Origin of the sequence: Neptunomonas japonica JAMM 1380, assembly GCF_016592555.1 — a bacterium.
GTDB classification, from domain to species: Bacteria; Pseudomonadota; Gammaproteobacteria; order Pseudomonadales; family Balneatricaceae; genus Neptunomonas; species Neptunomonas japonica_A.
This window is the reverse complement of sequence record NZ_AP014546.1, coordinates 1,185,584-1,203,997: the sequence shown is the minus strand read 5'-3', so window position 1 is coordinate 1,203,997 and position 18,414 is coordinate 1,185,584. Positions and strand designations below refer to the sequence as shown.

General features: G+C 42.4%; 18 protein-coding genes and 1 other RNA gene. 11 read left to right on the top strand and 8 right to left on the bottom strand.

Annotation, left to right across the window (positions count from 1 at the left end):
- Positions 1-18: 18 nt before the first annotated feature.
- The 4 genes from NEJAP_RS05470 to NEJAP_RS05455 all read right to left on the bottom strand — a co-directional run bounded on the left by NEJAP_RS05470 (position 19) and on the right by NEJAP_RS05455 (position 3,762).
- Positions 19-1,050: a succinylglutamate desuccinylase/aspartoacylase family protein gene (locus tag NEJAP_RS05470; protein ID WP_201349666.1), complete on the bottom strand. Its 1,032-nt coding sequence runs from the start codon at positions 1,048-1,050 to the stop codon at positions 19-21.
- Between the two features lie 23 nt (positions 1,051-1,073).
- Entirely contained in the window at positions 1,074-1,979 is a 906-nt protein-coding gene (gene rimK, locus NEJAP_RS05465; RefSeq protein WP_201349665.1) for a 30S ribosomal protein S6--L-glutamate ligase, read from the bottom strand.
- Between the two features lie 656 nt (positions 1,980-2,635).
- An RNA gene (gene ffs, locus NEJAP_RS05460) (signal recognition particle sRNA small type) lies at positions 2,636-2,732 on the bottom strand.
- A 103-nt stretch (positions 2,733-2,835) separates the two neighbouring features.
- On the bottom strand, positions 2,836-3,762 hold the full coding sequence (locus tag NEJAP_RS05455; RefSeq protein ID WP_201349664.1) for a LysR family transcriptional regulator: 927 nt from the start codon (positions 3,760-3,762) through the stop codon (positions 2,836-2,838).
- A 164-nt stretch (positions 3,763-3,926) separates the two neighbouring features.
- Here NEJAP_RS05455 and NEJAP_RS05450 point away from each other — a divergent pair, with 164 nt between their 5' ends.
- On the top strand, positions 3,927-4,496 hold the full coding sequence (locus NEJAP_RS05450; protein WP_201350476.1) for a cytochrome b: 570 nt from the start codon (positions 3,927-3,929) through the stop codon (positions 4,494-4,496).
- Positions 4,493-5,071 carry a YceI family protein gene (locus NEJAP_RS05445; RefSeq protein ID WP_201349663.1) on the top strand — a complete coding sequence of 193 codons (579 nt, stop codon included), beginning with the start codon at positions 4,493-4,495 and terminating at the stop codon, positions 5,069-5,071. The genes NEJAP_RS05450 and NEJAP_RS05445 overlap by 4 nt, the downstream gene beginning before the upstream one ends.
- Positions 5,072-5,172: 101 nt before the next feature.
- On the opposite strand, the gene NEJAP_RS05440 is transcribed toward NEJAP_RS05445, so the two are convergent.
- Positions 5,173-5,646, bottom strand: coding sequence for a peroxiredoxin (locus NEJAP_RS05440; RefSeq protein ID WP_201349662.1), 474 nt, complete (start codon positions 5,644-5,646; stop codon positions 5,173-5,175).
- Between the two features lie 78 nt (positions 5,647-5,724).
- Positions 5,725-6,222 (bottom strand): DUF3465 domain-containing protein, encoded by a 498-nt coding sequence (locus tag NEJAP_RS05435; RefSeq protein WP_236591072.1) that lies wholly within the window; start codon positions 6,220-6,222, stop codon positions 5,725-5,727.
- Between the two features lie 255 nt (positions 6,223-6,477).
- On the opposite strand from NEJAP_RS05435, the gene NEJAP_RS05430 reads away from it, so the two are divergent.
- From NEJAP_RS05430 to NEJAP_RS05405, 6 genes are all read left to right on the top strand, one after another.
- On the top strand, positions 6,478-6,831 hold the full coding sequence (locus tag NEJAP_RS05430; RefSeq protein ID WP_201349661.1) for a DUF1304 domain-containing protein: 354 nt from the start codon (positions 6,478-6,480) through the stop codon (positions 6,829-6,831).
- A gap of 314 nt (positions 6,832-7,145) precedes the next feature.
- Positions 7,146-9,209 (top strand): di-heme-cytochrome C peroxidase, encoded by a 2,064-nt coding sequence (locus NEJAP_RS05425; RefSeq protein ID WP_201349660.1) that lies wholly within the window; start codon positions 7,146-7,148, stop codon positions 9,207-9,209.
- A 28-nt stretch (positions 9,210-9,237) separates the two neighbouring features.
- Positions 9,238-10,491 carry a cytochrome P450 gene (locus NEJAP_RS05420; RefSeq protein WP_201349659.1) on the top strand — a complete coding sequence of 418 codons (1,254 nt, stop codon included), beginning with the start codon at positions 9,238-9,240 and terminating at the stop codon, positions 10,489-10,491.
- 110 nt (positions 10,492-10,601) lie between these two features.
- The gene (locus NEJAP_RS05415; protein WP_201349658.1) at positions 10,602-12,704 is read left to right on the top strand and encodes a hypothetical protein; all 2,103 of its coding nucleotides are present in this window, start codon (positions 10,602-10,604) and stop codon (positions 12,702-12,704) included.
- Positions 12,705-12,913: 209 nt separating this feature from the next.
- On the top strand, positions 12,914-14,593 hold the full coding sequence (locus NEJAP_RS05410; RefSeq protein ID WP_201349657.1) for a diguanylate cyclase: 1,680 nt from the start codon (positions 12,914-12,916) through the stop codon (positions 14,591-14,593).
- Positions 14,594-14,634: 41 nt separating this feature from the next.
- Positions 14,635-15,267 (top strand): DNA-J related domain-containing protein, encoded by a 633-nt coding sequence (locus NEJAP_RS05405; protein ID WP_201349656.1) that lies wholly within the window; start codon positions 14,635-14,637, stop codon positions 15,265-15,267.
- Here NEJAP_RS05405 and NEJAP_RS05400 read toward each other — a convergent pair.
- Positions 15,264-16,166, bottom strand: a complete 903-nt coding sequence (locus NEJAP_RS05400; protein ID WP_201349655.1) for a DNA ligase — start codon at positions 16,164-16,166, stop codon at positions 15,264-15,266. The genes NEJAP_RS05405 and NEJAP_RS05400 overlap by 4 nt on opposite strands.
- A 323-nt stretch (positions 16,167-16,489) precedes the next feature.
- Here NEJAP_RS05400 and NEJAP_RS05395 point away from each other — a divergent pair, with 323 nt between their 5' ends.
- Positions 16,490-16,861, top strand: coding sequence for an STAS/SEC14 domain-containing protein (locus NEJAP_RS05395; protein WP_201349654.1), 372 nt, complete (start codon positions 16,490-16,492; stop codon positions 16,859-16,861).
- 70 nt (positions 16,862-16,931) lie between these two features.
- Here the strand turns inward: NEJAP_RS05395 and NEJAP_RS05390 are convergent, their stop codons facing one another.
- Positions 16,932-17,405 (bottom strand): DUF2947 domain-containing protein, encoded by a 474-nt coding sequence (locus NEJAP_RS05390; RefSeq protein WP_201349653.1) that lies wholly within the window; start codon positions 17,403-17,405, stop codon positions 16,932-16,934.
- Positions 17,406-17,534: 129 nt separating this feature from the next.
- Between NEJAP_RS05390 and NEJAP_RS05385 the strand changes: the two genes are divergently transcribed.
- Both NEJAP_RS05385 and hpf read left to right on the top strand, forming a co-directional pair.
- Positions 17,535-17,855, top strand: a complete 321-nt coding sequence (locus NEJAP_RS05385; protein ID WP_201349652.1) for a hypothetical protein — start codon at positions 17,535-17,537, stop codon at positions 17,853-17,855.
- A 156-nt stretch (positions 17,856-18,011) separates the two neighbouring features.
- Entirely contained in the window at positions 18,012-18,383 is a 372-nt protein-coding gene (gene hpf, locus NEJAP_RS05380) for a ribosome hibernation-promoting factor, HPF/YfiA family (protein WP_201349651.1), read from the top strand.
- The last annotated feature ends 31 nt before the right edge of the window (positions 18,384-18,414 follow it).

Here is an 18,414-nt window from a genome sequence, read left to right as displayed (position 1 = left end):
GATATTAAGGGTTGTAACTTATCTTGCTATATCCTGAATGGGAGGAGCCAAAGCGTCTTGCATCTCGCTGATCTTTTCTGCTATTTCAGCATCATCCTCTGAAAAGAATGCAATATGAAACATAGCATCCCCCTCCTGTACCAACGGGATATTTTGCTTACCTATGATAATGCCCGATTTATTTGCCGTAACAATATCAATCACTTCTCCAAAAGGGCTACCAATTTCAGCTAAAGGCGTCCCTTTTTGTACCTGATCACCCAGATTTTTAAGATCATGTACAATGCCACTGCAGTTTGCACGCACCCAAGAGCTGTGATTAGCAATATAAGGTGTGAGTATTTTTCTTCGAAGCTTACGGTTCACTAAGCCTAGATGCCTAATAACATTCAGGACACCTTTCACGCCAGCCTGTATAGATAGTTCATCAAACCGCAGTGCTTGCCCAGCCTCATAAAGAAGAATGCGTGTATCCGATTCCACTGCCGCTTGCCGTAAAGATCCATCTCTTAGGTCTGCGTTTAATAATACAGGCACACCAAAAACTTCAGCGAGCGTACGGGTTTCTGGATCGTTCAGGTTCGCACGTATTTGCGGCAAGTTAGAGCGGTGAATTGCACCTGTATGCAGATCAATGCCGTAGTCACAATGCTTTACAATTTCCTCTAAAAAAATATCAGCCACACGCCCTGCTAAAGAACCTTTCGCTGATCCAGGGAAGCACCGGTTAAGGTCACGTCGATCTGGCATATAGCGACTTTGATTGAGAACGCCATATACATTCAACATAGGCACTAAAATCAATGTACCGCTACTGATCTTCAGCGACTTTAATTGAATTAAGCGGCGAATAATCTCAATACCATTAAGCTCATCACCGTGTACTGCCGCCGAAACAAAAACGGTTGGGCCCGGTTTTTTACTGCGTCTCACATGCACAGGGATACAAATATCAGTATCTGTATAGAGCTTAGCTACCGCTATCTCAATCTGCTTCGTTTCTCCAGGCTTAACTGTGAAACCACCGATGACAAGGTCATTAGTTTCCATTACTTATTCCAGGTAGCCCTGACTCATCCCTTACCGCGAGTCCGGTTGTTATTTGGTTTAGCATTCGCTTCTATAAAATCAAAGATTAGCCCTGCTACATCTTTTTTTGTGGCCAATTCAATGCCCTCAAGGCCGGGCGACGAGTTAACCTCCATGACTACCGGCCCATTTTTTGCCTGTAGTATATCGACGCCACAAACATTTAAGCCCATCACTTTGGCTGCATTAACAGCAGTCGCTCTTTCTTCTTTGCTTAACCGAACTAATGTAGCTGAACCACCACGATGCAAATTAGATCTGAACTCGCCCTCAGCTCCCTGTCGTTTCATTGCTGCTACTACTTTATTACCAACTACAAAGCACCGAATATCAGCGCCTCCTGCCTCTTCTATAAATTCTTGCACCAATATATTTGCTTTTAAGCCCATGAAAGCTTCAATGATACTCTCTGCAGTCTTGTTAGTTTCTGCCAGAACCACGCCAATCCCCTGCGTACCCTCAAGTAGTTTAATAACCACAGGAGCACCACCAACATTAGCAATAAGGTCTTTTATATTATCAGGCTTGCTTGCAAAGCCAGTACGAGGCAACCCAACATCTTTACGGGATAATAATTGCAATGAACGCAATTTATCGCGTGACCGGCTTATTGCTACAGATTCATTTACACAAAAAGTGCCCATCACTTCGAACTGACGCACTACGGCTGTTCCATAGAAAGTAATAGATGCCCCTATGCGGGGGATAACTGCATCGTAGTAGGGCAGCTCTTCACCGTGGTAACGTACAGCCGGCCGGCTTCGAGTAATATCCATATAGCAATGTAGTGTGTCTATAATATCAACTTGGTGTCCACGGGACTCACCGGCTTCTTTCAAGCGACGAGTAGAGTACAAATTCTCATTTCGAGAGAGAATAGCAATTCTCATAATTTTTTCCTGTTAAAAATAGACTACGCACAAGAGTATTTTATATCTTTTAGAGATGGGAATTTTCGTGTTCTTAGGCCCTACTGTAGGATAACAACATAACCTTTTTGGATTTTACATATAACTCCTGTACTAGCAGGAAGTCCATATATTATTTTGTACAAATGAAATTTAATAATACAGACAGCTTACTAGTTTCGATGCCACAAATTCATTACTACAAGTGTGATATTTATGCTTTTCATGGCACCCCCGTATGACGCTTCAAAATGATGCCTTTAGCTACACAAAGAGGCTCAAGATCAAACAATACCCTGACTCTACATCATCAAATATTTTTTGAGGGCGACTGTCCGCTTTGGGGAGGCCCCTTTAGCGCTTTCGTTATAGGCATGACAACTTACAAACAGTGCCTGCACCTTCCCAGTAGTAAAGTACTTCTAAGAATAGTTTGACGTCGACTTTTAGCCTGAAGAACTCTTTGGTTGTTTATAAAATAGTTCTACGAGATGAGCCCCAGATAAAGATACAAAATACGGAGTGTTTAGAGATCCAAGATATGCAGAAGAGCGGCTTGTGTGGTCTACTTCTGTGACTAGCAGAGTTAAACACTGAAAACTTTAAGAAATGCAAAAACGTAGGGAATTTGGTGATAACTCCACCAGCCACATCCCGGCACATGAATCCATCGCTGTGGCTGCTCCCTTCCAGGCCTGACCAGGTTAACGATTTATCATTGCGAGAGGACCGGCAGAGTTACCATAGCAGGTCTATCATCCTGTTCCTTTGCAGAACAGGCGCGCAGTATACCAGTCTGTTTTTGTATTGCAAAACAATCTCGCATTTTTCTAAAATTCTATACAGAGTGTTGCCCAGCTTGCTGCAATACAGCTTCTTTAATCCAGCGATGCATGGGATCGTAATGGTCTCTTGCATGCCAATAAAGATAAAAAGGAAACGGTTCTGCTATTAACTCTTCAGGCAGCGTTCGGCTAACTACGGCTCTACCTAGTGATATTTTCTTTATCAAGTTGGTAGGCAGCATAAATATTAAGTCGGTTTTCTCACAAAAGTCAGGAACAGACATAAAACTACTCAGGCGCAGGACCGTGTTACGCTTTTTTCCCATCTCGCGTAGCCGTCTGTCCATCATGGCGGGCCCTTTTCCGGTAATCGATATATAGGCATGTCGTGCAGACAAGTACTCATCTAATGTAATTGCCTTATTTGCTAAGGGGTGGTGCTGCCCCATAATCAATGCAATGTCGGTAACATCCAACAGTGCACGGTGAAATTGATCTTCCGCTATTTGCGGAGGAACACCCGATATTGCAAAATGAATATCTCCTCTTGAAAGCATTTCAAAGTAGTCAGCAGGCCTAGAGTCCAGCTCAACCTGCATTTCTGGCGCTTGCTTGCTCATCACTGCTAATAAGTCCGGCACATACAGTGCTGTTTCAAGGTCAGGTCCTGCTATTTTCACAATCTGTTTTGAGGTCTTGGGGCTAAATTCAGGCTCAGATATGATCTGGCTAACACTTTGCAGAACTGTTTTTAGCTCACCGACAATCTGAGTCGCTCGTACAGATAAATCGTATCCATCCACACTCCTAACTAACAGAGGGTCTGCAAAAGTATCTCGCAGCCGCTGCAGCGCCCTGCTCACGGCGGGTTGGCTCATATGCAATTTCTCTGCTGCTTTTGTGACCTGCTTCTCTTCAAGTAATGCTTCTAACACCACTAAAAGATTGAGATCCACCGATCTTAAATTCACTTTACGCATACTTACAATCACCATGATGCATTAGGTGGATCCATTATGCGCTATTACACTGTATCCATCAAAACGTTCTGTATGGCGAATAGATTTAGCACGACTGAGAACTAAACATAATTTGCTGAGTCTGACCTCACTTAAGGCAGAACACCCATATGATTGAGGGACGCATGGCGTTGATTAAAGAATTTCGTAATAAGACAACACACTATGGCTGGGGTACTATCGGGCTTCATTGGGTCATGGCGCTGGCTATTATTGGCATGTACCCACTTGGCCTTTATATCGACTCCTTAACTTATTATGACCCTGAATATAGGACTGTTCCTAACTGGCATAAAAGCATCGGGATCTTACTCGCCATTACACTGGTTGTTCGTCTTAGCTGGCGTGCTATTAACCTTCAGCCTGCACATATTGCTTCACACTCAGATTTAATTAAGCGGATAACTAAGCTAGGCCACGCAGGGCTCTACCTGCTATTAGTGGTTGTTTTGCTCTCTGGTTACCTCATTTCTACAGCGGATGGCCGTGCCATTAGTGTATTTGGTTGGTTTAGCGTCCCGGCTTTACCTGAGCTTGTTGAAAACCAAGAAGATGTTGCTGGAGAGATCCATTTCATTCTTGCCACTGTATTTATTTCATTAGTAGCACTGCATGCCATTGCTGCCTTTAAACATCACCTAATCGATAAAGACTCAACACTCAGTAGAATGTTGGGCACCAAGGAGAATTCATGAACACATTGCTTAAAACATCACTTGCACTCGGTGGATTAGTACTCGCTTCTTCACCGCTATATGCAGCTGATTATGTTATTGACACTAAAGGCGCTCACGCAACTATCGAGTTTCGTATTCAGCACTTAGGCTATAGCTGGTTGAATGGTCGTTTCAATAAATTTGAAGGACAATTCAGCTATGACGAAGCTCAACCTAATAATTCAACCGTATCTGTAGAGATCGATACAACAAGTATTGACTCTAACCATGCTGAGCGTGATAAGCATCTTCGCAGCGGCGATTTCTTAGATGTGAGTGAGTTTCCTAAAGCTAAATTTGTAAGCACACAATACAGCGACAATGGTGACGGTACCGCATCTTTGGCAGGTGACCTAACTCTACACGGTGTAACTAAACCGGTAGTGCTAGCGGTTAGCAAGATTGGCCAAGGCGATGACCCTTGGGGCGGATTTCGCGCAGGATTTGAAGGCTCAACTGAAATCAAACTTAAAGATTTTGGTATCAACTATAACCTAGGTCCAGCATCTGAAACCGTCTACCTAAACCTATCTGTTGAAGGTATTCGCCAATAGGCAGCCCACTAATTAATCACGCATAAAAAAAAGGCACCTATTAACGGTGCCTTTTTAATTTGCATAGTCAGCTCAGTTTATAAAAACAGCGCCGCTATTAACTACAGCGCAGCAAGAATAGTTTCTGCCTTGCTTACTTCAAACTGCTTTGGTGCCTCAACATTTAACTGCGTCACAACACCATTATCAATAACCATGGCATAACGCTGTGAACGTAACCCACCAAAATCACCGGTTTCCATTTCTAGCCCTAGCGCCTTAGTCAAAGCTCCAGCACCATCAGCGAGCATAGTGATCGCTTCAGCATTTTGCTGTTCACCCCAGGCACGCATAACAAATGCATCATTCACTGAGATACAAGCGATCAGATCTACACCTTTTGCTTTAATGTCATCTGCTAATACAACAAAACCTGGAAGGTGATGTGCAGAGCATGTTGGCGTAAAGGCTCCTGGTACAGCAAACAAAACAACTTTTTTCCCGGCAAATAATGTATCTGCCGTTACTGTATCCTGACCGTCCTTTGTCACCAGCGTTACAGGTACTGCTGGAATTGAGCTTCCTAGTTGAATCATGATAATCTCCACAAAGTCAGGGGCTCAGTTTAATCCGATTTTGCTCAAACAAACAGAGCCAATCTCTAAGGGCTTTCTTTATTCGTAACGTCGACCATCGAATTCAATCCACCCACCCACATGTCGCTTAGCTGGGTCATGATGTGTCCAATGCACTACACCACCCTTTTCATTCCATTCATACTCACCTTTAAAGCGAATAGTGTCTCCTGATCTTAACGTGTTAAGCCGTGGTGCCAAGTCAATATTATGTGCAATGAGCACCGTTTTTCCCGAATTAACTTTAACCAATATACGTTGATGCCTCGAACCTTTTGTATCATCGGGCAGCACTTTTAATACTTTACCGCTTTCTGTGACAATGAGATCACTTTGCTTATCTCTAAAAGCCTTTGCGATTGCACTCTGCGAGCCACTATCTACTTTTGATGCTCGCGCTACAGAGGTACTAGATTGAGAAGCAGAGGTTGCGACAGGACCTGTCTGACCACCCGGTTTGTATTCATTAGCAACCCACACCACACCCAAAATAATAATGAGCACAATACGTAACTTAGGGCTTAAGGGTATTTTCACAAACTTATCCTTAATTGTTAGTGTTAACTGAAAATGTATTCATTGTACCTTTCCTCACGATTACAGTAATGTAGCAGCAGTACCTTTTCTTGAAGCTGAATAAATTCAAGGACATCAATATTTTTATAAGCGAGTAATAAAATATTGAGTAATGAGCTTTATTAATCCAACCAAAATAAATGCGTAAATGTATAGAAAATGTCTCTTTTTTACTGTTTCTTCTAAGCCACACAACTAAAAGGATAGCTTGTAATCATGGTAGCTAACATCGTTATAGGTATAGTTGCTCTCCTTCACGTTTATTTTTTAGTACTCGAGATGTTTCTTTGGGATAAGCCGACTGGTTTACGCGTATTCAAACAAACAAAAGAGCAAGCATCTGCCACAAAAATACTGGCTGCAAACCAAGGGTTATACAACGGTTTTTTAGCAGCAGGTCTTATTTGGGGTCTTGCCCTTGGAAACAATGGCAGCGATATAAAAGTGTTTTTTCTAAGCTGTATTGTTATTGCAGGTTTATATGGCGGAGCAACCGCTAGCCGCAGGATTATAGCTATTCAAGCAGCACCAGCCGCATTAGCCCTGATCCTTGTTCTGTTAAACATATAACTTCGTATGAGTACACATCATTAATGTTCATCCAATAGAAGCAAGCATTGCATTTCAAACAAGTATTACTCATGAAACAAAAAACAGGATAAAGCATACGTATTTTCAACAATCTTCCGTACCGCTATATCAACATCAGCCGCCCTATCCGCTTCCCAAAACCATCTTCTTCGCGCTTTACCGAAGCTTAACAAAAACTTAATTCAGACTTTAAAACAATCGTTTTAGTCTATACTCTCCTAAGCCAGTTTCTCAAAGCACTCAACGTAACTTGTCGATAACATTAAAAAAATAACAAATTGAAAGGGTAATACATGAGCACCGTCAAACAGGCTACACGCCGTCAGCTGGTTTCAAGAATCATCTGGTTTGTTATTTTTATTGCCATCATTTTATTTCTTAGCTTTATCAACGGCCCCAAAGTTGGCTCAGTCATTCAGGGGTTAACCCCCCCCCATTTGCCACAAACACCTAAGGCGTCAAGTCGTGTGTGGCTTGACCAAAATTGGGATCAAGCCGTATCAAAAAAATATCACCATATAAGCCAGGGTACTCGAACCCTGCCGATACCTTTAAGTTGGCTATTGGCTCTTGAGGAGCCTGCAAGCAACGCATTTCTTTCTCCCTTTACGTCACAGGGAAAATTCACAGATAACGAATACCTATTAAGGTTTGGCTTTATTGAAGGACAAACCAACGATTTAAACCCACACGGCCTGCCTATTGGCATTGCCAGTACTCCCTACCAAACACTACCTGGTATAAAGAGCCCAACAACAGCGGTAGGGTTTAACTGTGCAGCCTGTCATACCGCCCACCTTACGTATAAGGATACGGAATATGTTATTGAAGGCGGACCTGCTGCAACTGACCTTGGACAGTTAACTCAAGCACTGGGGGCCGCACTGGGCCAAACACTGATCTCTTCTAAACTCCCTGTTTTTAATGGCCGCTTTGAACGCTTTGCCAAAAGCGTTCTTAAAGATGACGCCTACAATGACGCTAATGTCTTGAGCCTCAGCCAAGAACTAGAAGATGTGCTAAGCCAATTAGCAAACACACCTAATGCAGTAGATATAGTTGAAGGCTATACACGCTTAGATGCATTGAACAGAATCGGTAATCAGGTTTTTGCTTTAGATCCACAGCGCTACGAAAACTATGTTGCCATTGATGCCCCCGTTACCTACCCACATATATGGACCGCCTCGTGGTTTAATTGGGTTCAATATGACGGCTCTATAATGCAACCTCTGGTGCGTAATACCGGTGAAGCAATGGGCGTTAATGCCAATATAGATACCAGCTCACCCAAAGGGGAAAAAAAATTCTCTTCTGCTATCCCGATCAATAATCTGTGGTGGATAGAGCAAGCACTCAGTGGTGATGCTCCTCTTCCTAAACGCGAATTCACTGGATTATTATCGCCTAAATGGCCTGACAGTTTCCCAGCAATTGATCAAGAAAAAGCAAAGCATGGTGCTAAGCTTTATCAACAGATTTGCCAAGGCTGCCACCTAGTACCTATAAGCTCTGAAGAAATTTGGCAACCCAAATACATGGCACCCATTAAATACGTTGTTGATGGAGTAGAGCAGCAAACATCTGATTCAGTACTTAACTTGAAGCTCATCCCTCACAAGCAGATTGGAACAGATCCCGCCCAAGGAAATGTTATTGCAAATAGAACCGTTAATACTGCTGGTAAGGATGACAACAAAGCTTTAACAAGTACAAAAGGGATGGGTATTGATACTGATATTTGCGCCCCAGCACCTACATTGCCAACCTTCTCTTCGGGCTCGAAACAAAGTGAATATAAAAAAGAGCAGCTAGTTAATATTCCTATCAGCGATGGATCAAGCATTAATTTTGGGCTCGCTCTGGGTGGCATAGTGCAACAAGCTAATGATGCCTGGTTTGAAGAAAACTACATTGCAGAGCAAGATCAGGCCTATTACACCAAGGGACGTCCAAACTGTTTGAGAATCAGCGGCGGATACAAAGCCAGACCCTTAAACGGTATCTGGGCTACTGCGCCCTTCTTACATAATGGATCAATACCTTCATTGATGGATTTACTGTCACCACCCAGTGAAAGACCTGAACTGGTTCAACTAGGTGATATTGCATTTGATCCACAAAAAGTTGGCATCAAGCAAGATAAAAACGTGCAAAAACACAAAGGTGAAAAATACAACCACGAAGGCTTTTTCATTCTCGATACAGCGATACCTGGCAACAGCAATCGCGGTCACGAGTTTTCCAGTGCTTGGGACAACAGTAAAGGCTGGAATCAGCAAGAAAAAGGGGTCATTGGACCTGAGTTTACGCTTGAAGAACGCCTTGCGTTAATCGAATACCTCAAAACCCTTTAATCTGCTTTAGTAAATACAGGCCGTAAAAATGACAACGACTGATACACAAGCAAAGAACCCATCCCAAAAGGGATTAGTCGCTAAGTTTCTTGGCTATATGATCGAAAGCAAACCTGATTTACTTTTCGGGATGATAAGAAATACACGGCCAAACCTAGTAATGCCCGGCAATGGTCCGGTTTTTATTACCCGATTTAACGACGTTCAAGAGGTGTTAAACCTTCCAGACATATTCAATGTAACTTATGGTCCAATGATTGATCCTTGTGTTGGCCCCTTTATGCTAGGTCGCGACTGCACCACCATCAATCAACGCGATAAAGGGATTATGAAATCCCTCATGCAACGTGAAGACCTGCCCTTTATCCGAGAAAAAGTCGCCTCTTTAGTGAATGAAGCAGTCGAGCATCAAATACAAAACCAAAAAATTGAAATCGTTAATACCGTTTCCCGCTGGGTACCACTGAAGTTAACCGGAGAATACTTTGGCTTTCCTGGCCCTGATATGAAATCCATGTTCCGTTGGTCACTAGCGACCCAACTAGACATGTTTCATAATTTAGATAATGACTCAGTAATACATCAGAACAACATAGATGCAGGTCATGAGATGAAAGCCTATCTGCACACACTGATACCAGAACGACGTGAGGCATTACAAAAAAAACCAGAAATGGATGACATATTGTCACGCTTACTAAAATCACACTTCCCTGAAGCTATTCATTTTGACGATGAGCGAATCGTAGCCAATATCATGGGCACTTTAGTAGGTGGTGTAGAAACAACTTCACAAGCAGTTGTGCAAATTCTGGATCAGCTGTTTAAACGTCCAAAGATATTAGAGCAAGCTATTAAAGCAGCCAAAACCGACGACAACCACCTTCTCTATCAATACTGTTGGGAAGCTTTACGTTTTAACCCCATCAACCCTTTTGTGGTACGTCGCTGTGTTCGCGATTATAAAATTGCGCGCGGTACATTACGAAGCGCCACCATAAAAGCAGGTTCATTAGTATTTGTCTCAACTCGCTCCGCAATGAAAGACGGGCGGCAAATTCCAGCGGCCTCACAATTTTGTATCGATAGGCCAGCCTACCATTACCTACATATGGGGCATGGCATGCATACCTGCCTTGGCGATCAACTTAGCCGCGTGCAGATCCCCGAAATTGTTAAACGAATATTAAAACTACCCAATGTTCGACCAAGCTCGGCAATGGACTTCAAAGGAGGCCCATTTCCTGAGAGCTATTCTATTGAGTTCGACTCTATTGATTAGATAGCTTTAAAGCACTACGAAAGATTTAAGTAAACCCTCTTTACATGCATGCCCTCAAACAGGACGTTTCAGGGGCTACTTTCTCACTACTGAGAACGAGATATAAATATATGGCGCCATATACTAAAAACATTCGTGACATCCTCGATCAAGAATCGGCGCATATTGGTAAAAAGCCAGAGCAAAAACGCATGGGGTTAGCATTTTCGGGTGGAGGAATTCGTTCAGCCTCATTTGCTATGGGTGTTTTACAGTCACTGGTCTCTGATAAACAACTAGAAAAAATGGACTACCTGTCTACTGTCTCTGGTGGTGGGTACCTAGGCGCTTCGCTTACCTGGTTTCTCAGCCAGAAAAACGATAGTGGCGAACACTATGGAACCCGACCTGATAACTTCCCTTTTGGCAGAAAACGAGAGGGAGGTAAACAGAATAGCAAAAACGCTATTCTCGACTTCATTAGACAACACGGTAATTATTTAATCCCAGGACATGGCTTAAGCTCCCAGTCCCTTATCGCCACCATTTTACGAACAATGCTGGTTTCATTAGCTATCTATTTCTCCCTAGCAACAAGCGTCATGAGTATTGCTCTGTATGCCGTACCGGAGCAAAAGCTTTTTACTGGCTGCCTATATGCACTAGGTGCACTTATCGCTCTGTGGATTGCGACATCAACGTTCTATTCTCTTTATTCATTTTTTAAAGGCACACGGTATCAATTTTCCGTTTTTATACAAAAATGGTTAGGTCGCTTAATTAATATAATGATTATGTTACTCGTCATCGGCTCAATGCCGTACATACACGACAATGTATCAATCATCGCAAAACTGGTAATGGCCGTGGAAGAGGACTCAGATACCGCTTCTAATATTGCCGGGGCAAGTACCGCCTCGCTCGCCATGCTATTTGGCGCAATATTGATCCTGTTTTACCGACGCAAACAAATGAACTCAACGGCTCAAGGAACCTCTTCATTTCAAATTGTTATTGGCGCAATACTCTTATTATTTGGCATGCTCTACGGCGCCTATGTTTCAGCCCTCTACGTTAATCTTCATTGTGAAGACTGGGTTTACTCCATTGCAGCAGGCTCACTACTGTTCGGCTTAGTCTGTAATGTCAACTTTTTTGGTTTGAACTACATGTATCGTAACCGCTTAATGGAAACGTTCATGCCTGATCCTGAGAGCGTAAAGACTGGACGCTGGGGACTAGCACTCAAGGCAAACACCGGCAAAGTTCATAATATGTGTCAGGCGCCAAACCAGCGTCCCTATCATTTAATCAACTGTAATATCGTATTAACAGATTCCCATAATGCAAAGTATCGCGGAAGAAAAGGCGACAGTTTTACCATATCACCTCTTTACTGTGGCAGTGATGCTACCGGCTGGCGCCAAACCAAAGCCTACATGTATAACACTTTTCGCAGTGGCGTCACTCTGCCGACAGCAATGGCCATTTCAGGTGCCGCCGCAAACCCCAATGCGGGTGTAGCCGGTAAAGGCATAACCACTAACCAGTTTGTTTCTACATTAATGTCACTGCTCAATTTACGACTAGGTTTTTGGGCAGACAATCCAAAAACAGATAAGAGCTGGCTTCCACCAAACTATATATACCCCGGCATAAAAGGTGGGGTATCACTGAACAGCGGGTTACATGAAGATGATCGCGCGGTAGAGCTATCTGACGGCGGACATTTTGAAAACCTTGCGATTTATGAGCTATTTAGACGGCGGCTAGATATTATTGTCGTAACCGATGCTGGCGCAGATGCACAATACCAGTTTAGTGACCTCGCTAATGCCATAGAAAAAGCACGTGTTGATTTTGGTATTAATACCATTTTTCTTGATGACTATCCTTTTGAGGCGGTTACTCCAAATTCTGATACAGAACAAAGCGAAACAAACAAGCAACATTACCACTTTGCTAAACGCGGCTTTGCTATTGCAAGAATTGAATACCCCAAAGGAGACAGCGATCCAGAAAGAAAAATTGGCCACTTAATTTACATCAAACCGACCCTGATCCATGGGCTTAGTCCTGATGTTCTCAGTTATAAAAGGCTTCATCCTACTTTTCCTCACCAATCTACTGTCGACCAGTTTTTTACAGAACAGCAGTTTGAAGCATATCGTGAACTAGGCTACTACTTAGGCTGGCAGATGTTAAATGACGATAAAGTAAAAAGCTTACTGTAAAACGGACCAATGCTTGAACAGTTCCCCCATGCACAAAGCAAGGGGTTGAAACTGTTCTATAATGATTTGTGAAAACTAGCGTTTGAAGTTTCAAAAAATCTAATATTGAAAAGCACCTAATTCTTTAACAATCCTTATTTTTGAGTAGTCAAAGGATCAATATGATTAAGAGTTTCCTTAGCACTTTTAAGCTAGCCATTGTGTTACTCATGATTAATTCATTTGTCAGCTCAGCACAGGCCGATGAGACCGAAAAAGTATTAACCGTTACTACAATGGATTCGGCCATAGATTTGACACCGTTTATCAATATATATGAAGACGCCACGAAGAAACTAACATATAAAGATTTTTCAAACCCAAAAGCTGGACAGCAGTTTAAGCCTCTGAATAAAGCCGCAAACTTTGGGTTTAGTGAATCAGCATGGTGGGTAAAACTACGAATAGTTAATCATCATGAAAAAATACAAAGAGTGACGATTCGACAAAACTACCCCTTAATCGACTACGTAGATTTTCATAGCCAGCAGCACAATAATACCTGGATAAGCTATTCAACTGGAGACCGTAGAGAGTTCTCCACTCGTCCTATCAACTTTATGGAATTTCTATTCCCTATTGAATTGCTCCCTAATACTGAAACGACCATTTTCATGCGCTTTGAGTCCAGCGGTCCCATTAATATCGGTCTTGACTTACAATCTGAGACCAGCCTATTTGACACGGTCAGTAGCAACCATCTGATCACAGGCATCTATTATGGCGGTTTTATCATTCTGGTTTTTTACAACCTGCTACTGTTTATCGCTATAAAAGATCGAACATTCATCTATTACCTGCTCTATCTCGCTAGCTATGGGTTATTCTTTGCTGTGATGAATGGTTTAGCTTTTCAGTATTTCTGGCCTGCGAGTCCTTGGTTGGCGAACCAAAGTTTAATTATTTTGCTATCGCTCTCTTTAATTTGGTCGTTACAATTTTCCCGTTCGATACTGTCCATTAAAGATATTTCTCCCGTATCAAACCATATTACATCTGGGTTAATCATCGTAAGTACAATTCCTCTGTTCATCTCTCCTTTTGTGTCCTATAGATTGATCATTATTCCCATGTCGATCATTACCATTTTGTGCACGGTCCAGCTAATGGCTATGGGATTCATAGCTTTTTCCAGAGGCTCAAAACCAGCCCGGTATTATCTCGTAGCATGGAGCACGCTATTAATTGGCATTTTTGCTTATATGCTCAAATCTTTTGGGATACTGCCACACAATACATGGACACAAAATGGACAACAAATCGGCTCTTTAATAGAGATGGTTCTACTATCATTAGCCATGAGCAGTAAAGTTAATGAGTATAAAAAAGGCAGTTATATAGACTCCTTAACTAACCTGCCCAACCGAAGATCTTTTGACGAACGTTTCTCCAAAGAGTTTGATAACGTGAAAGGTCATAAGCAAGGCCTGTTGTCGTTATTGATTATCGACGTTGACAATTTCAAACACTACAACGATAAATATGGCCATTCGCAAGGCGATGAGGCTCTAAAATTTGTTGGTAAAAAACTGCAAAGTACCGCGCGTAAAAATACCATTCCGAGCCGCTACGGCGGTGAAGAATTCGCGGTAATACTACCCAACACCTCATCGGAACAAGCACATACCATTGGCGAACGCATTCGATCTAAAATCGAAAGCGACAACGCTCAGCAACACAATCTAACAGTGAGTGTTGGTGTGGCTACACTTGAAGAAAATAACTTTGCCTCGCATCACCAGTTATTTGAAGCAGCTGATCAAGCACTTTATTACGCAAAGGAAAATGGACGTAACCGCACGGAATGCTTTAATACAACAATAAAAGACCGGCGGACCACATCTTGCTAAATGCCTAAATAAATATTGAGAGCACGGTTAAACGGAAAAATATGAAAAGCCCTATTACAGCTATTATATTAGCTACGCTCAGAAAGCACCCACAGGGGTTTAACGAATACACATTAATACAAGCCATTGAATCTGCTGGTTTATTTGACACCCTTGATAAAAACACCGATGTTGCACTGTTTCAGAAGCATTTTTTAACGATGAATGCACTTTACCAGCTGCAGATTTCACTTTGGGAAGAAGAGGCTTTATATCTTGAAATTTCAGCGCTACACATTCACCTTGAAACAGGCTGTGTTGAAACGAACCAGATAAAAAGTACGGCCCAAACTCGATTAGAAGACAGCACAGTGAACAACATCAATGAAACACTACCCGAACAAAACAGGAATGAAGCCCTCCGATCTTATTATTTGGATTGGGCTCACTACAATAGTGCCGATGAATCCTCGGTTAAGCAGTTATTAAATAGCTTCTGGGAACGTTTTTTAAACCCGGAACAACGTGTAACGGCTTTCAACACCTTAGAGCTAACTGATACCGCCTCCTCCCCTGAAACTATCAAGCAACAGTTTCGCTTATTGGCTGCCAAACACCATCCCGATAAAGGGGGTGATCCCAATAACTTTATTGCTATTCGTGAAGCTTATGAGATTTTATTACCTACACGTTAAAAGTCATTACGAATACGCTCAAAGCGGGCAAACCTAGGCTTACCGTAACGGGTTTTTCCATTAAAACGATAGGTGATTATACTGCCAACCTCTGGAGGTGCTTTTCGTTCTGCATCACTAAAGCCACTGCCTACTCTAAACCTGACTCCATTACTGTCCTCCACCAGTAAAGCCCCTAACATCCCTTGATACTTTCCTTTACCTGGTAGTATTTCAATTACGCGAGCCTCGGCATCTTCATAACTTTTCAGCTTCAGGAGATCATCCGTACGCTTAGCTTGGTACAACCCTGCGCCCCGATAAAGCATGATCCCCTCAGCCCCTTGTTTAGTCCAACTCAACAGCTGCTCTTCAAGTGCAGCTTGTGACTTAAAAGTAGAGACAGTAACGGCTTTAATATGCGGTTCATTAATAGTAGTAACCCATTTTTCCAGTACCGTTCTACGCTGCTCAAAAGTCCCTGGGTAGTGCGGTAAATCAAATAGAAAAAAACTAACAGAGCGCCAATCCGAATCCGTTGCTTTATGCTGTCTTGCGATACTAGAAACCTTGTCAAATCGTTGTCTGCCAATCCATAGCTCCCCCTCCATTGCTATATTAGGCAAAGATCGTATAAACCATTCGGGAGCATGGATATGGTTACCTTGGCGGGTTACGAGGTGCTCTCCATCCCAATAACCACGAATCCCATCTAACTTTTCTGCATACCAATAGCCATTCAAATCAACCTGTAAGCTTGCATGATCAAGGCTTTTTGCCAACTGCAATGGTGGCAAAATATTTGCGTCAGTGGCGTTCACTTGAAAGGCATAAGTACTTAACGCAAAACAGGTTATTGACGATAAAACATGGGGAGCACAGCGCAGCTTTGCAACATGCCTAATAAAAGGGGAATTCATAAAACCATCCTTGGTCATTAATCCGAGTGAAGAAGCGAAACCTGCTTCTTTCTTGCTTAACTACTTTATCCAGAGACTTTCTGTAATTGCCTCATAGGCGATCTTATCTAACTATAATACAGATTTATTTTTTTGCTCAAAGTGCGCTCACACACACGATAAAACGGGGTTAGACGTAACCAATAACCACACTATTTTACTAAAAGTAACGCCTCGATAAATTATGAGAAAAACCACAGTGATTTACTTTTTTAGCTGTTTCTTGATAGATTTTTGGCGCAAAATACAACGTAAAATAGATCACAACAATGTAGAGACTACCTATGCTATCCATTTTGCCCGACACGGCTGGAGACCTAATCGTTGTTCAAGCATCAGATTCATTGACGGCTGACGACTATAAAGATGTGCTGGTCCCACTAATTGAAGAAAAACTACCCACTTATGGACCATTACGTGTCGTGATTTACCTTGACCCATCCTTTACCGGCATGGAAGCAGGCGCAATATGGGAGGATGCGAAACTAGGCCTCTCACATACCGAAGATTTTTTACGTGTAGCCCTTGTTGGAGGCCCCGACTGGATAGAGTGGGCGACAAAACTAGGTAATCATTTAATTAAGGGCGAAACTCAACACTTTGAAGAACGCCAGTTTCTGCAAGCATTGCATTGGGTAGATGACGCCAAGGCTTAAAATAAATAAGCAGCGCCGCTAAAGCGTAAAAATTCACATAACGATTTAGCGGCGTTGCAACGTATCTTGGTTAAGGGCGCTTACCCACAGCAAAAGAACCATTTTGCTGAAACTGCACAGCCTCTTTGCGCTTTTTGCCTATCAATAGCGGCCCATCATCTAAAAATAAAAAGTTTTTCCAATGTCTTCTAAAAACGTCCCATGTCGTTTCAACGATATGCTCACCTGCATAACAAAAATATACAATGCTGTTTCCTTCCCATTGAATAAATTCTGCCAGCACCTCAGGTAACGCTTCAGCATCACTGTCCCATGCGCCTTGCCAAAAGCCTTTCTCTAACCAAGTATCTGCTTTGCTTGCCCAATCATCTTTTGCTAATGCACTGGCATCCAAGCTATCTGTGCTGATGTTCAGCGCCCAAATTTCGCTTGCTCTTGCGCTGCTTAACGGCTTGATCTGGACAAGGTCATCTTCAGGAACCGGCATATCCTTATGTTGATAAAACCATAGATAACGGTACTCATTTATAGGGGTATAATTCATCTTCCAACTCTATTAATACAATATACGCCGAGTATACCGGCTAGCGATGTAAGACACACCTGTGTACTCTTACACGCTTATCTATCCGATGCATTACATCACGCAACACGATCAGGCATAATGTGCTCCATGAATAAACGCCCAACCAAAGCACAAACCCGCCAAGAGCTTGAAGATCAGGTTCAAGCATTCTTAAAGAATGGCGGTAAAGTTAAAGAAGTCGATAGTGGAGCCAGCGGCTTAGAAGATGGCGCCTACCACCGCAACAGCTTTGTTTTTGGACATCCAAAGCAAGAGCGTACGCCGGTGCCTGAAGCACTCAATGCAATCGATTCTAGGCGACGTTCTAAAGTTGAAAAACCAACTCTAGTTCATTCTAAGCGCCCAAGAAAGAAAATAATCTACGATGATTTTGGCGAACCGGTACGTGAAGTATGGGTAGAAGAATAAAGCTGAAAAATCTCTTTCCTTTTTTGTAAAATCAGAGCTATAGTGAATTCACAAAGTTCATAAATATTTAAGAAAAAGGACCCCGGTAAGTTACGTTTTCAATGTTGATTTATACGCAGCCTTTGGTTGTTGCAATTTACGTAGTAAGGAAATTATATGATCATCAACATCACTAACCGCCATGATAAAGTTTCACCCGCTATTCGCGAAAAAATTGAATCTTGGTTAGAACACAGCCAAGAACGTTACGATGTTATTTCAAGTGCTCAGGTCACTCTAGATAAAACAGACCGCCTAGAAGAAGTTGAAGCAACTCTCCATGCCGCAGGCAGAGAAATTAATGCTAAAGCATCGGATGATAATCTTTTTGTTGCATTGGATGCACTCGCTCAAAAAATTGACCGCCAGCTAGCAAAACTACACGACAAACAGGTGCACAAAAAAGGTACACCTAAACATACTACTTTAATTGGTGAAGAATCCGTCAACGATGATGATATCGACGACGAAGAGGTCTATCAGGCCTGAAAGTAACCCATTATTAGATACTAAAGGCCCT

Excerpts from the sequence above, each read along its gene's own strand:
- NEJAP_RS05445 (WP_201349663.1), top strand. The coding sequence starts at position 4,493 with ATGAACACATTGCTTAAAACATCACTTGCACTCGGTGGATTAGTACTC.
- NEJAP_RS05450 (WP_201350476.1), top strand. The coding sequence starts at position 3,927 with ATGGCGTTGATTAAAGAATTTCGTAATAAGACAACACACTATGGCTGG.
- NEJAP_RS05395 (WP_201349654.1), top strand. The coding sequence starts at position 16,490 with ATGCTATCCATTTTGCCCGACACGGCTGGAGACCTAATCGTTGTTCAA.
- NEJAP_RS05385 (WP_201349652.1), top strand. The coding sequence starts at position 17,535 with ATGAATAAACGCCCAACCAAAGCACAAACCCGCCAAGAGCTTGAAGAT.
- NEJAP_RS05455 (WP_201349664.1), bottom strand. The coding sequence starts at position 3,762 with ATGCGTAAAGTGAATTTAAGATCGGTGGATCTCAATCTTTTAGTGGTG.
- NEJAP_RS05420 (WP_201349659.1), top strand. The coding sequence starts at position 9,238 with ATGACAACGACTGATACACAAGCAAAGAACCCATCCCAAAAGGGATTA.
- hpf (WP_201349651.1), top strand. The coding sequence starts at position 18,012 with ATGATCATCAACATCACTAACCGCCATGATAAAGTTTCACCCGCTATT.
- NEJAP_RS05410 (WP_201349657.1), top strand. The coding sequence starts at position 12,914 with ATGATTAATTCATTTGTCAGCTCAGCACAGGCCGATGAGACCGAAAAA.
- rimK (WP_201349665.1), bottom strand. The coding sequence starts at position 1,979 with ATGAGAATTGCTATTCTCTCTCGAAATGAGAATTTGTACTCTACTCGT.
- NEJAP_RS05425 (WP_201349660.1), top strand. The coding sequence starts at position 7,146 with ATGAGCACCGTCAAACAGGCTACACGCCGTCAGCTGGTTTCAAGAATC.
- NEJAP_RS05400 (WP_201349655.1), bottom strand. The coding sequence starts at position 16,166 with ATGAATTCCCCTTTTATTAGGCATGTTGCAAAGCTGCGCTGTGCTCCC.
- NEJAP_RS05430 (WP_201349661.1), top strand. The coding sequence starts at position 6,478 with ATGGTAGCTAACATCGTTATAGGTATAGTTGCTCTCCTTCACGTTTAT.
- NEJAP_RS05415 (WP_201349658.1), top strand. The coding sequence starts at position 10,602 with ATGGCGCCATATACTAAAAACATTCGTGACATCCTCGATCAAGAATCG.
- NEJAP_RS05470 (WP_201349666.1), bottom strand. The coding sequence starts at position 1,050 with ATGGAAACTAATGACCTTGTCATCGGTGGTTTCACAGTTAAGCCTGGA.
- NEJAP_RS05390 (WP_201349653.1), bottom strand. The coding sequence starts at position 17,405 with ATGAATTATACCCCTATAAATGAGTACCGTTATCTATGGTTTTATCAA.
- NEJAP_RS05440 (WP_201349662.1), bottom strand. The coding sequence starts at position 5,646 with ATGATTCAACTAGGAAGCTCAATTCCAGCAGTACCTGTAACGCTGGTG.
- NEJAP_RS05405 (WP_201349656.1), top strand. The coding sequence starts at position 14,635 with ATGAAAAGCCCTATTACAGCTATTATATTAGCTACGCTCAGAAAGCAC.